Origin of the sequence: Streptomyces sp. NPDC048441, assembly GCF_043200235.1 — a bacterium.
Classification (GTDB): Bacteria; Actinomycetota; Actinomycetes; order Streptomycetales; family Streptomycetaceae; genus Streptomyces.
The window spans coordinates 163,257-176,287 of record NZ_JBICXM010000015.1; the positions used below are offsets into that span (position 1 = coordinate 163,257).

Genomic DNA, 13,031 nt, shown 5'->3' on the forward strand with positions numbered 1-13,031 from the left:
GCCGCTCAGACCTCGAGGACCTGGCGCTTGTTGTACGTGCCGCAGCTGGGGCACGCGATGTGCTGCAGCTTCGGCTCCTGGCAGCGCTCACACGAAACCAGGTTGGGGACCGCAGCCTTCCACTGCGACCGGCGGTGGCGCGTGTTGCTGCGCGACATCTTCCGCTTCGGAACAGCCACGGCTACTTCTCCTGCTTCTCGTCGACGCCGGCTTCGGCGCCGTTCACGTCGTCCTTCTCGCCGTCCTGGATGGTCCCGGCGAGTCCCTGCAGTGCCGCCCAACGAATGTCGGCGACGTCATGGTGGTGGTCCGGGTCGTCCGCGAGCCGCGCTCCGCACTGGGAACACAGGCCCGGACAGTCGTCCCGGCACACCGGCTGCATCGGCAGTGCGAGCACTACCGCGTCACGCAGCACAGGCTCGAGGTCGAACAAGCCGTCCTCGAGATAGAGCCTGTCCTCATCTTCCTCGGCGTCGTCGGCCGGTTCCGCGGTGCGGCTCCGGTCGTCGGCGTCAGGGTACGAGAACATCTCCTGGAAGTCCGCTTCCACCTCAAGCTTCAGCGGCTCCAGACACCTTACGCACTCCCCCTCGGCCGATGCACGGGCGGTGCCTGTGACAAGCACACCTTCCATGACCGACTCAAGGCGGATCTCCAGCTCGACCGGAGCACCTGCCGGCACCCCGATGACCCCTTCGATACCGAGGACGCCCGGAGAACCGGGGGCTTCGACGGAACGGGTCAGCCGCTGCAGCGCACCGGGACGCCGACCCAGCTCGTGTGTGTCGAACACAAGAGGGTTTCGGTGGTCAAGGCGAGCACTCAGGGCGTTTCCTGCTTTCGAATCCTGGAAGAGTTCAGAAGACCGCCCCCGTCGTGAGCTTCACTCACTGGGCGGGCAGCCTGGATCGCGGACGTACGCGCGACCGAAGAGCCAGGATACTGGACCTTTCGCTCACGGCCCAATCCGGTCCGGGACAGCTCTCGGAGCGAGGTCTAGCGGCCCTGTTCGTACTGGCGCAGCTGCTCCGCAGTGATCATGCCGGTGTCGAAGAGGCTGGTCTCGTCGAGCACCCCGGGGGCCTGCTGGTGCTGCTGCGGCTCGACGTAGCCCTGCTGCTGCGTCTGCTGCTGCGTCTGGTCGTATCCCTGCTGCGGGTAGCCGTACGGATCCTGTTGCTGGTACCCGTACGGGTCCTGCTGGGCGTACTGCTGCTGGTAGGCGTACTGATCCTGCTGCTGGTACCCGTAGGGGTCGGGCTCCTGCTGGGGCGGGGCGTACGGCTGCTGTACGGGGATCTGCGGGGCCGCCTGGGGTGGCTGCGGGGCGGCAGGCGCGGGGGGCGTGGGCGCCGTGGGGTCGGTGAGACCCGCGAGGTACTCGGCGTCCGTGGCGTGCGCCTGCGAGCCGGGGCCATCGGCGAGGCCCGCGAGGTCGTCGGCGGGCGCCCGGCCGTGCAGGGTCTGCCTGCCGCGGCCGACCGCCTCGAGCGTCTTGGCGAGGACCGCCTCGAAGGCGCCGAGCTTGGCGTCGACGTACGCGTCCGCGTCCCGGCGCAGGGTCTCGGGGTCCAGGCTGCGCTGCGGGGCGTCCTCGTCCTCGTAACCCTGCTCGTCGAGGCCGGGCCCTGTGCCGAGGAGCTTCTCGCGACCGCGGCCGACCGAGCCGAGGGTCTTGGTGAGGACGACCTCGAAGTTGGCCAGCTTGCTGTCCACATAGTCGTCCGCCTCGACGCGGACCTCTTCGGCGGTCTGGCGGGCCTCGGTGAGGATGCGGGCCGCCTCGCCCTGGGAGTTGCGGGCGACCTCCGTGTCGGAGATCAGCGAGCCGCGTTCGGCGTGCGCGGTCTCGATGATCCGGTCCGCCTCCTGGCGGGCCTGCTCGACCATCTGCTCGCGGCCGCCGATGAGCTCCTGGGCCTGGGCGAGGGAGCCGGGCAGCGCCTGGCGCACCTCTTCGAGCATCGAGAGGAGATCGGAGCGGTTGACCACGCACGAGGCCGACATGGGCATGGACCGGGCGCTGCCGACCGCCTCGACGATCTCGTCGATCTTCTTCTGCACGTCCACCGTGTGCTCGCCACTCTCTACAGCTGATTGGAGACGGACGGCACGACTGTAAGGCCAGTCGGTGGCCGCCCGACACTGGGTGACGGACTGTCAGTGTGCCCGGTAGGAGGTCACTTCTTGCCGATGCGCTCGACCAGGGCCTCGTGGACCAGCGGCGGCAGCAGGTGGGCGACGTCGCCGCCCCATGCCGCGACCTCCTTGACCAGCGAGGAGGAGAGGAAGCTGTAGGTGGGGTTGGTGGGCACGAAGAGAGTCTCGACGCCCGAGAGGCCGTTGTTCATCTGGGCCATCTGCAGTTCGTAGTCGAAGTCGCTGACCGCGCGCAGGCCCTTGACGATGGCCGGGATGTCGCGCTGCTTGCAGAAGTCGACGAGGAGGCCGTGGAAGGACTCGACCTCGACGTTCCCGAAGTCGGCGGTGGCCTGACGGATCATCTCGATCCGCTCCTCGACGGAGAACAGGCCCTTCTTCGACTGATTGATCATCACCGCGACATGCACCACGTCGTACAGCCTGGAGGCGCGGGCGATGATGTCGAGGTGTCCATTGGTGATGGGGTCGAATGACCCCGGACAGACGGCGCGGCGCAACTGAAGTCCCTCGCTCTCCGGTCCGGTCATGGCGCGATCACTGAGTCGTCGCACGTAGAGGCGGCGCGACCGTACCAAAACGTGCCTTCGCCGTAGCGACGGGCCCTCAGTGCTTCGAAGCCGTCGGGCCAGCAGAATTCTCCGCCTCTGGTACTGCGTTCAACGGTGACGAGTGCATCGTCCGTGAGCCAGCCTTCCGCGCGGAGTGTGAGCAGGATCTCGCGAAGATCGTCATCGGTGACGGCATAGGGCGGGTCGAGGAAGACCAGGTCATAAGGGGTACTCGGAGTGCCGCCCTGGACGATCTGGGCCGCTTTGCCCGCCCTGACCTCGGCGCCGGGCAGGCCGATCGCTTTCACGTTGTCCCTGATGGTGCGCACCGCACGGGCGTCCGTCTCGACGAGCAGGGCGTGGCCCGCGCCGCGCGAGAGCGCTTCGAGACCGACGGCACCGGACCCGGCGTACAGGTCCAGGACCCGCGCCCCGTCCAGCGTGCCCTGCAAGGCCTGCCAGGTGGAGAACAGGCCCTCGCGCGCGCGGTCGGACGTGGGCCGTGTGCCGTTTCCTGGCGGGACGGCGAGGAGACGTCCGCCGGCCACACCGGCGATCACGCGGGTCATCTGAGTCCTTGTCGATGTACGAGGTGTGTACGAGGCATACCAGGCGTACGAGGTGTAGCGAGGTCTACGAACGGTGTACGGACAGGAAGGTCCGGGCCCCAGTCTCTCAGTCCTTCCCCCTCCACTGCCTGTCAGCCCTTGTCGAGATACTGCTCGCGCTCGTCGTCCAGGAGGGCGTCGAGGGCGGTGCGCAGCTCGGGCAGCTGCTCCAGGTCCGGGTCCTTGGCGACCACCGTGACGGCCTCCTCACGGGCCTCGGCGATGATCTCCTCGTCCTCGATGACCGCGAGCATGCGCAGGCTGGAGCGGACGCCGGACTGCGCCTGGCCCAGTACGTCCCCCTCGCGGCGCTGCTCCAGGTCGATCCGGGAGAGCTCGAAACCGTCGAGCGTCGCGGCCACGGCTCCGAGGCGGGCGCGGGCCGGGCTCGCCTCGGGCATCTCGGTGACCAGGAGGCAGAGGCCGGGGGCCGAGCCACGGCCGACACGGCCGCGCAGCTGGTGCAGCTGCGATACGCCGAAGCGGTCGGCGTCCATGATCACCATGGCGGTGGCGTTCGGGACGTTCACGCCGACCTCGATGACCGTCGTCGCGACCAGGACCTGGGTCTCGCCCGCGGCGAAGCGGCGCATCACCGCGTCCTTGTCGTCGGGCTGCATACGGCCGTGCAGGATCTCCACCTTGAGTCCGCTGAGCGGGCCTCGGGCGAGCTGCTCGGCGACCTCGATGACGGCGAGCGGCGGCCGCTTCTCGGCGGTGGCCTCCGCCTCCGACTTCTGCTTGGCCTTCTTCGGGTCGGCGGCTTCGTCGACATCGTCGCCGATCCGGGGGCACACCACGTACGCCTGATGGCCGTTCTCGACCTCCTCGCGCACGCGCTCCCACGCGCGCGCCAGGAAGTGGGGCTTGTCCTCGGCCGGCACGACATGGGTGGCGATCGGCGAACGGCCCGCGGGAAGCTGGTCAAGGACCGAGGTCTCCAGGTCGCCGAAGACCGTCATCGCGACCGTGCGCGGAATGGGCGTGGCCGTCATGACGAGGAGGTGCGGGGGCTGCTTGCCCTTGCCGCGCAGGGCGTCGCGCTGCTCGACCCCGAAGCGGTGCTGTTCGTCGACGACGACCAGGCCCAGGTCGTGGAACTGGACCTTGTCCTCGATCAGCGCGTGCGTGCCGATGACGATCCCGGCCTCGCCGGTGACCAGGTCGAGGAGGGCCTGGCGGCGGCCTGCCACGCCCATGGAGCCGGTGAGCAGCGTGACCTTCGTGCCCTGGTCCGAGCCGCCGATCATGCCGCCTTCAGCAAGATCGCCCATCATTTCGGTGATCGAGCGGTGATGCTGCTGGGCCAGGACCTCGGTGGGCGCGAGCATCGCAGCCTGCCCGCCCGCGTCCACCACGGCGAGCATGGCGCGCAAGGCGACCATCGTCTTACCGCTGCCCACCTCACCCTGAAGCAGCCGGTGCATCGGGTGCTCGGTGGCCAGGTCGTCGAAGATCTCCTTGGTGACCTTCTCCTGGCCCTCCGTGAGGGTGAAGGGCAGCTTGGCGTCGAAGGCGTCGAGCAGGCCGCCCTCGCGGGGGCGGCGGGCGATCGCGGGGAGCTGCGCGTCCGCGAACCTCCGCCGGGCCAGGGCGACTTGCAGGACGAAGGCCTCGTCCCACTTCAGACGGTCGCGGGCGGCTGCGATGTCCGCTTTCGTGTGCGGCCGGTGGATCTTCAGGAGCGCTTCGGGGAGCGGGATCAGCTCCCGGCCGTCGCGCAGGCTCGGCGGCAGCGGGTCGAGGGCCTCCTGGGCGCTGGGCAGGACCGCATCGACGGACTTGGCGATCTTCCAGGACTCCAGCTTGGCGGTGGCCGGATAGATCGGGATGAGGGCCCCGGCCCAGGAGTCGACCGCTTCGTCGGCCTCACCCTTCAGCAGTTCGTACGCGGGGTGCGCGAGCTGCATCTTGCGGTTGAAGACGGATGCCTTGCCCGCGAACATCGCGCGCGTGCCGGGCAGCAGGTCCTTGTGGGGCTTGTGGATGCCGCGTCCGAAGAAGACCAGCTGGAGCTGGCCGCTGCCGTCTGTGATCGTCACTTCGAGGCGCTGGCCTCTGCCGCCGTTGAACGTCAGGATGCGCGCGGTCGCGACCTGGGCGACGACCGTGACGTGCTCGTCGAGCGGCAGGTCGGCGAGGCGCGTGAGCTCGCCACGCTCCGCGTACTTCCGCGGATAGTGGTGCAGCAGGTCACCGACGGTGTGCAGGTCCAGGTGCTCGGCCATCACCTTCGCGGTGGCGGGACCGACCACTTTCTTCAGGGGTTCTTCGAGCGCGGGCACGAGATCCATTGCACACCATGGCTCTGACAATTCGCCGTACGTCTATGAAATCCGCTGGTCAGAACTGTTGTGAGGGTTCGGTCACTCCACGCCGATAAGCAGCAGCGCCGACTGACGTCCCCCGCGGTAGACCACCGTGTCGACCGCCAGATGCGCCTCGCGCACATGCTTCTCCAGCTCGTCACCGAGGCTGTCCGGCGCGTCGTCGCCGAGCACCAGCGTGACCATCTCGCCGCCCGCGGCCAGCATCCGGTCGAGGACGGACCGCGCGGTGTGCGTGGTCTCTTCGCCGATCACCGCGACGTCGCCGTCGATCAGGCCGAGGACGTCACCGGCCTGGCAGATGCCCGCCATGGTCCACGACTGCCGCTCGGCGATCGCCAGTTCGGCGTACCGGGTCGCGCCGGCCGCCGATGTCATCGCGACGACGTCCTCATCGAAGCGGCGGTCCGGCTCGTGCACGGCGAGCGCCGCGATGCCCTGAACCGCGGAGCGGGTGGGGATCAGCGCGACGCGCACCCCTTCGGTGCGGGCCTGCTCCGCGGCGGCGGCAGCGGTGTGGCGCAGCTCGGCGTCGTTCGGCAGGAGCACGACCTCGCGCGCGTGGGCGCGCCGGATCGCCTCGACGAGCTCCCCGCTGGCGGGCGGCTCCCCGGGCCGCGCGGGCACCGTGGTCGCCCCGGCCTCGGAGTAGAGACCGGCGAGCCCTTCCCCCGGTACGACGGCGACGATGGCGCGCTGCGTACGTTCCCTGGGCGGCAGGGCGACGCCCGCGGTGTGCGCGTCGCCCACCCCGAAGTGGGTGATGCGGATGCGGTGGGGGCGCCCCGCCTCGACGCCCGCCTCCACGGCTGCCCCGGCGTCGTCCACATGGACATGGACGTTCCACAGTCCGTCACCACCGACGACGACGAGCGAGTCGCCGAGCCCGTCGAGCCGGGTCCGCAGCCGAGCGACGGCCGTGTCGTCCGCCTCCAGGAGGTAGATCACCTCGAAGGCGGGGGCCGAGACGTCGGTTGAAGCGTCCTGGCACTCGACGGGCTCCACGCGCGCGTGGCCGCCTGCACCCGAAGTTGTCTTCAGGAGCACCGTCCCGCCCGACAAGGCCCCCACGAGCGCCCCGAGCACCGCCACGAGTCCGCGCCCCCCGGCATCCACCACTCCCGCACGGCCGAGCACCGCGAGCTGCCCGGGAGTCGCGTCAAGAGCCCGGCAGGCACCGTCGTACGCGGCCCGTGCCACCACCCCGCAGTCGCCGTCGGAGCCGGCGGCCGCGTCCGCCGCGGCGGCGGCCACGGTGAGGACCGTGCCCTCGACGGGATGCGCCACCGCTTGGTACGCCGACTCCGCGGCCCGCCGCAGCGCGAGCGCGAGGTCACGGCCGTCCGCGTGATCCGTGTCACGGTCGGCGCCGATGACCTGTGCCATGCCCCGCAGCAGTTGCGAGAGGATCGTGCCCGAGTTCCCGCGGGCCCCGATCAGCGCGCCGTGCGCCATCGCCCGCACGGCCTCGGCGAGGGTGGGTCTTGTCGGCTCGAGGCCGGTGAAGACCGCGTCGACCGCCTGGGACGCCGATTCCACGGTCAGATAGAGGTTGGTTCCGGTGTCTCCGTCCGCGACCGGATAGACGTTGATCGCGTCGATTTCCTCGCGGGCGCCTCCCAGGGCGTCCAGAGCGAGGCCGCACCAGGCGCGCACCGCGACGGCGTCGAGGTTCTGCGGCACCTGCTCGCCTCCTCTAGGGCTTCCGGTGGGGCATCCGGAATGGACGCAGCGTAGACGGGGACGGGCGAAGGGACCGGGGCGGGGCCGGGGCGAGACATGGTAGTTTCGTTCTACCGAAGCAGTCGTTGTATGCTGCTCCGGTTGCCCGATACCCATCGGGACATTCCTCCTGGCAACGCCACCCACGATCATTGCACTGATCCCGGCATGCCGGGATTAACCGTAAGTGCATCTGAAGTCTTGGAGTGACCCGTGGCTGCCAACTGCGACGTCTGCGGCAAGGGGCCGAGCTTCGGCAACAACATCTCGCACTCTCACCGCCGCACGTCCCGTCGCTGGAACCCGAACATCCAGCGCGTTCGTGCCATGGTCAGCGGGACGCCGAAGCGGCTCAACGCCTGCACATCGTGCATCAAGGCCGGCAAGGTCTCGCGCTGACGTACAGCGCGGCCACCTAGCTGGTTGCTGAAGAAGCCGGTCCCCCTTCGGGAGGACCGGCTTTTTCGTTCGCCCACGCGCGCGTGGCCTGCCGGAATCACTGCCAGAATCTGGCGGATGCGCTTCGGCATCCTCGGCTCCCTCGACGTACGCTCCCCCGACGGCAGCCCCTTGGACCCCGGCGGACCCCGCCCCCGCGCACTCCTGACGCTGCTGCTCATGGACGTCGGCCGCACCGTGCCCGTGGAGCGGCTGATCGACGGGCTGTACGGCGAAGAGCCGCCCGCGGGGGCCGCGAACGCCCTGCAGTCCCAGGTCTCCCGGCTCCGTAAGCGCCTCGACCTGAACATCGAGGCCGTGGCCTCCCCCATCGGCTACCGCCTCGCCGCGTCACCCGAGGACGTCGATCTCCGCCGCTTCGAGCGCCTTGCCCGCGAGGGGTCTCAGGCCCTCGCCTCCGGGGATCATCCGCGGGCCGCCATACTCCTGAGGGAGGCGCTCAGCCTGTGGCGGGGCCCCGCCCTCGGCGATCTCCCGGCCGCCCATCACCTCGCCACCCGGCTCGAAGAGCTCAGGATCGCCGCCGTGCAGGACCGCGTCGACGCGGATCTCGCGCTGGGCGGCGGCCCCGAACTCGTACCGGAACTGCGCGAGCTGATCGCCGGGCACCCGCTGAGCGAGCGGCTCTATGGGCAGTTGATGCGGGCGCTGCACGCGGGCGGGCGCCCCGCGGAGGCGCTCACGGTCTACGAGGACGCCCGGCGCACCCTCGCGGACGAGTTGGGCGCTGATCCGTCGGCCGGGCTCTCCGCGCTCCATCTGGAGCTGCTCCAGGGCCAGGAACCGGCCAGGCAGCGGGGTGTTCCCGCGCAGCTGACGCGTTTCATCGGGCGGGCGGACGAACTCGCGAGGATCGGCGCCCTGCTGGCCGACGGACGGCTCGTGACGCTCACCGGGCCCGGTGGCGTGGGCAAGACAAGGCTCGCGGTGGAAGCCGCCCGCGCGCTGCCGGACGTCTGTTACGTGGAGCTCGCGCCGCTCACCGACGGGACGCGGGTGAAGTACGCGATCCTCACCGCACTCGGTGTGCGCGACAGCTTCCGGACGCCGGCCGGTGACACCACTGATCGACTGCTGTCCGCTCTGCACGGCCGTGAGCTGCTGCTCGTGCTCGACAATTGCGAGCACATCGTCGATGACGCGGCCAGGGTCACCGGGCTGCTGCTCGGCGCCTGTCCCGGCGTGCGGGTGCTCGCCACGAGCCGGGAAGGGCTCGGTATCACCGGCGAGATCCGGTGGCCCGTGCCGCCACTCGCCGCCGAGCCCGCCGCCCGCCTCTTCACCGACCGTGCGACCGCCGTACGGCCCGGCATGGAGAGCAGCAACGAGCAGCTGGTCGGCGACATCTGCGCGGCACTCGACGGGCTTCCGCTCGCCATCGAGCTGGCCGCCGCCCGGCTTCGCACCCTCACCCTGGACGAGCTCGCCGCCCGGCTCGGCGACCGCTTCCGGCTCCTGTCGCGCGGCGACCGGACGAAGGCGCCCCGGCACCGCACCCTGCACGCGGTCGTCGAGTGGAGCTGGGAGCTGCTCGACGACGAGGAGCGTGATCTTGCCCACCGTCTGACGGTGTTCTCGTCGGGTGCGACGCTCGATGCCGTCGAAGCCGTCTGCGGTGTCCCGTACCCGGAGGATCTGCTCGCCTCCCTCGCGGAGAAGTCGTTCCTCGACGTGGCCGATGGACGCTACGGCATGTTGCAGACCATTCGCGCGTTCTGTGCCGAGCGGCTGGCCGACGCGGGCGAGGAGGACCGGCTGCGGGCCGCGCACGCCGCGTACTTCCTGCGCCTGGCCGAGCGGGCCGAGCCACGGCTGCGCGGCGGCGAGCAGTTGCCCTGGCTGGCCGGACTCTCCGCCGAGCACGGCAATCTGGACGCCGCACTGCGCCACCTGACCCGCGTCGATCCGCACGGCGCGCTGCGTCTGATGGCGGCGCTCTCCTGGTTCTGGCGGCTGCGCGGCCGGTACGGGGAGCGCAGGGCACTGGCCGTCTCGCTCCTCGAAGCCGTGGGCACCGAGCCGCCGGACGGCCTGGCCGAGGAGTACGTCCTGTGCCTGATCAACACGATCGCGGGTGACGGTGACGACCCCGCCGAACCGGAGCAGCTCGCGCGCGCGGACGGCTTCCTCACGGGTCTGAAGGGCCCGCTCAGGCTGCCGTACCTGGTGGTGCTCTGGTCGTTGGTCGGCGGCCCCGAGCGCTCCATGGAGGAGCGGGTGCGGGCGCAGGTCGGCGACGATCCGTGGGGTATGGCGCTGCTGGACATGGGGCTCGGCTTCCAGGAGCTGTTCGCCGGGCGCCCTGATGCGTCCGACGCGGCCTTCGCGCGGGCGTTGGCGGGCTTCAGGAGGACCGGCGACCGCTGGGGCATGGCCAACTGCCTCGATCCGCTGGGGATGTTCGCCGACTGGCGGGGCGAGCGGGAGCGGGCCATCGGCCTCCTCGACGAAGGTCTCGCGTACGTACGTGAGTTGGCGGCCCCCGAAGAGACCGCCGATCTGCTGCACCAGCGCGGCACGGTCCTCCTGCGTCAGGGCGATCTCGATGGCGCCGCCGCCGACTTCACGCGTGCCGTCGCCCTCGCCCGCAGCGTCGATGTCCCCGGCAAGGTGGCGACCGCGCGGCGCGGGCTCGGTGACGTGGCCCGTCTCCGGGGCGACACGGCACGCGCGCGTGGGCACTACGAAGCGGCCCTCGAGGCGTGCGCCGCCAACTGGTTCAGCGTCGGCGAGACCGTGCGGATCTTCATCGGTCTCGGCAGGACCGCGCTGGCCGAGTCGGGTGCGGAGGAGGCGGCCGACTGGTTCGAGCAGGCCCGCGTCCTCGCGCTCGGCACCGATGACGTCCCCGGCACCCCGGGCACCTCCGAAGTCGCCGAGGTCGCCGAGGCGCTCGCGGCCACCGCCACGGGCCCGGAGGAGGCGGCCCGGCTCCTGGGCGCCGCCCACGCACTGCGCGGCACCTTGATCGCCGACGACCCCGATGTCGTACGCACCGAGGAGTCGACGCGTGCGCGGATGACCCCCGGAACGTACGCGAGGGCCTTCGAACAGGGGCGGAGCCTTCGGTCAACAGCGGTCAGGGAACGGTAAGCGGCTGGTAAGCACCACCGGCGAGGCTCCTGCCATGCCGAAGACAACGAACACGCCACAGACCGCCACCCACAGCCTCGCCCACCTGAACGTCCTGATCTCCGGCGCCAGCATCGCCGGGCCCGCGCTCGCCCTCTGGCTCTCCCGCTACGGAGCCCGCGTCACCGTCATCGAGAAGGCATCCGCCCTGCGCGCGGGCGGCTTCGCGGTCGACTTCCGCGGCGACGTGCACCGCACCGTCCTGCGGCGCATGGGCATCTGGGACGAGGTCCACCGCCGTCAGACGCACATGGGGCGGCAGACGGTCGTCGACGCCGACGACAAGGAGTGCGTGGATCTGCCCGCGTTCATGATGAGCGGTGACGTCGAGATCTTCCGCGGCGACCTCTCCAAGATCCTCCACGAGCGCACCTCGGCCGGCACGGACAGCGTGGAGTACGTCTTCGGAGACTCCATCGCCTCCCTCACCGAGGACTCCGAAGGCGTCGACGTCACCTTCGACCACGGCGCTCCCCGCCGCTTCGACCTTGTCGTCGGTGCCGACGGGCTGCACTCCCACACCCGTCGGCTCGCCTTCGGGGACGAGTCGCGGTACCTGCACCACCTCGGCTTCTATGTGGCGGGCTTCGACATGCCCAACGATCTGGGGCTCGACCGCACCGCCCGGATGTACAGCGAACCGGGCCGCATGGCCGCCATCAACAACTACGACGGCGCCCCGGACAGGGCGGGCGGGTTCCTGGTCTTCCGGTCCGAGCAGCTCGCCTACGACCGGCACGACGTCGGGGAGCAGAAGACGCTCATCGCCGACCGGTTCACGGAGATGGGCTGGCAGCACACCCCGAAGGTCCTCGCGGCCCTCGACAAGGCCGACGACCTGTACTTCGACGCGATCGCCCAGATCCACGTCGACCGGCTCTCCAAGGGCCGCGTGGTCCTCCTCGGGGACGCCGGTTACGGCGCCACGATGGGCGGCATCGGGACCGGCACCGCACTGGTGTGCGCGTACGTCCTGGCGGGTGAGCTCGCCGCGGCGCGGGGTGAGCACCGGGCCGCCTTCGCCGCGTACGAGGCGGAGATCCGCGACTACGCGAAGGGCTGCCAGAAGCAGGCGGGCAACGCGGGCCCGTTCTTCGCGCCGCCGACCGAGAGGAAGCTCCGCAGCCGCGACCGGATGTACCGGATGCTGAGCTCGCGCGTACTCGCGGGCTTCTTTAAGAAGGTCACCGAAAGGACGGCGAGCAGCCTTGAGCTCAAGGACTACGAGAACGCGGGCTACAGGGACGCGGACGGGGCCTACGCGTCCCTGAACCGCCACCCGTGATCCACGGGCCCGATCCCGCCGCCGAGTGCGAACCCGGCCGCGATCGCCCCGGTCACGTACTCCTTCGCCGCCGCGACAGCCTCCGGCACCGGCAGCCCCTTGCTCAGGTGCGAGGCGATCGCGCTGGCCAGGGTGCAGCCTGTGCCGTGCGTGTGGCGGTTGTCGTGGCGGGGCGCCCGCAGCCAGTGCTCGTCGGAGCCGTCGGTGAGGAGGTCCACCGCGTCACCCGGCAGGTGGCCGCCCTTGATGAGCGCCCAGCGCGGGCCGTACTCCAGGAGGGCGGCTGCCGCCCTCCGCATACCGTCCTCGGACTCGACGTGGACGCCGGTGAGTTGGGCGACCTCGTCGAGGTTCGGGGTGGCGACCGTGGCGACCGGGAGCAGCTTCGTACGGACGGAGTCGAGCGCGGAGGCCGCCAGGAGTGAGTCGCCGTGCTTGGAGACGCCCACCGGGTCGACGACCGCGGGGGCGTCCGTGCCCGCGATCAACTCGGCCACCGTCTCGACCAGTTCGGCCGATGCCAACATGCCGGTCTTGACGGCCTGGACGCCGATGTCGTCGACGACGCTGCGGTACTGCGCGCGCACCGCCTCGACGGGCAGCTCCCAAAAGCCCTGCACGCCGAGGGAGTTCTGCGCCGTGACGGCCGTGATCACGCTCATGCCGTGCGTGCCGAGCGCCAGCATCGTCTTCAGGTCGGCCTGGATGCCCGCGCCGCCGCCGGAGTCGGATCCTGCGACGGTCAGGACGCGAGGGGGCCCTGAAAACCCTGAAGACACAGTCATGC

At 70.5% G+C, this 13,031-nt stretch carries 11 protein-coding genes; 3 read left to right on the forward strand and 8 right to left on the reverse strand.

The features are described from left to right. Positions 1-5 precede the first annotated feature (5 nt). The 7 genes from rpmF to ACGFSB_RS31265 form a co-directional block, all read right to left on the reverse strand. Positions 6-179, reverse strand: a complete 174-nt coding sequence (rpmF, locus tag ACGFSB_RS31235) for a 50S ribosomal protein L32 (protein ID WP_053675094.1) — start codon at positions 177-179, stop codon at positions 6-8. Positions 180-181: 2 nt separating this feature from the next. Further along, positions 182-826, reverse strand: coding sequence for a YceD family protein (locus tag ACGFSB_RS31240; protein WP_393406235.1), 645 nt, complete (start codon positions 824-826; stop codon positions 182-184). Positions 827-996: 170 nt separating this feature from the next. Further along, positions 997-2,070, reverse strand: coding sequence for a cell division initiation protein (locus ACGFSB_RS31245; protein WP_393406168.1), 1,074 nt, complete (start codon positions 2,068-2,070; stop codon positions 997-999). 110 nt (positions 2,071-2,180) lie between these two features. Continuing rightward, positions 2,181-2,660 (reverse strand): pantetheine-phosphate adenylyltransferase, encoded by a 480-nt coding sequence (gene coaD, locus ACGFSB_RS31250; RefSeq protein WP_393406237.1) that lies wholly within the window; start codon positions 2,658-2,660, stop codon positions 2,181-2,183. A 26-nt stretch (positions 2,661-2,686) separates the two neighbouring features. After that, positions 2,687-3,280 (reverse strand): 16S rRNA (guanine(966)-N(2))-methyltransferase RsmD, encoded by a 594-nt coding sequence (rsmD, locus tag ACGFSB_RS31255; RefSeq protein ID WP_393406170.1) that lies wholly within the window; start codon positions 3,278-3,280, stop codon positions 2,687-2,689. Between the two features lie 131 nt (positions 3,281-3,411). Beyond that, positions 3,412-5,613: an ATP-dependent DNA helicase RecG gene (gene recG, locus ACGFSB_RS31260; protein WP_393406172.1), complete on the reverse strand. Its 2,202-nt coding sequence runs from the start codon at positions 5,611-5,613 to the stop codon at positions 3,412-3,414. A 72-nt stretch (positions 5,614-5,685) separates the two neighbouring features. Then, positions 5,686-7,329, reverse strand: coding sequence for a DAK2 domain-containing protein (locus tag ACGFSB_RS31265; protein WP_393406174.1), 1,644 nt, complete (start codon positions 7,327-7,329; stop codon positions 5,686-5,688). Between the two features lie 252 nt (positions 7,330-7,581). On the opposite strand from ACGFSB_RS31265, the gene rpmB reads away from it, so the two are divergent. From rpmB to ACGFSB_RS31280, 3 genes are all read left to right on the forward strand, one after another. Then, complete coding sequence (rpmB, locus tag ACGFSB_RS31270; RefSeq protein WP_135330749.1) at positions 7,582-7,767, forward strand: 50S ribosomal protein L28; 186 nt, start codon at positions 7,582-7,584, stop codon at positions 7,765-7,767. A 117-nt stretch (positions 7,768-7,884) separates the two neighbouring features. Beyond that, positions 7,885-10,920, forward strand: a complete 3,036-nt coding sequence (locus tag ACGFSB_RS31275; RefSeq protein ID WP_393406176.1) for a BTAD domain-containing putative transcriptional regulator — start codon at positions 7,885-7,887, stop codon at positions 10,918-10,920. 34 nt (positions 10,921-10,954) lie between these two features. After that, positions 10,955-12,244 carry an FAD-dependent monooxygenase gene (locus tag ACGFSB_RS31280; RefSeq protein WP_393406178.1) on the forward strand — a complete coding sequence of 430 codons (1,290 nt, stop codon included), beginning with the start codon at positions 10,955-10,957 and terminating at the stop codon, positions 12,242-12,244. On the opposite strand, the gene thiD is transcribed toward ACGFSB_RS31280, so the two are convergent. Next, positions 12,217-13,029: a bifunctional hydroxymethylpyrimidine kinase/phosphomethylpyrimidine kinase gene (gene thiD, locus ACGFSB_RS31285; protein WP_393406180.1), complete on the reverse strand. Its 813-nt coding sequence runs from the start codon at positions 13,027-13,029 to the stop codon at positions 12,217-12,219. The genes ACGFSB_RS31280 and thiD overlap by 28 nt on opposite strands. Between the last annotated feature and the right edge of the window lie 2 nt (positions 13,030-13,031).

Coding starts and splice junctions, on each gene's coding strand:
- rsmD (WP_393406170.1), bottom strand. CDS start 3,280: ATGACCCGCGTGATCGCCGGTGTGGCCGGCGGACGTCTCCTCGCCGTC.
- ACGFSB_RS31275 (WP_393406176.1), top strand. CDS start 7,885: ATGCGCTTCGGCATCCTCGGCTCCCTCGACGTACGCTCCCCCGACGGC.
- ACGFSB_RS31280 (WP_393406178.1), top strand. CDS start 10,955: ATGCCGAAGACAACGAACACGCCACAGACCGCCACCCACAGCCTCGCC.
- recG (WP_393406172.1), bottom strand. CDS start 5,613: ATGGATCTCGTGCCCGCGCTCGAAGAACCCCTGAAGAAAGTGGTCGGT.
- thiD (WP_393406180.1), bottom strand. CDS start 13,029: ATGACTGTGTCTTCAGGGTTTTCAGGGCCCCCTCGCGTCCTGACCGTC.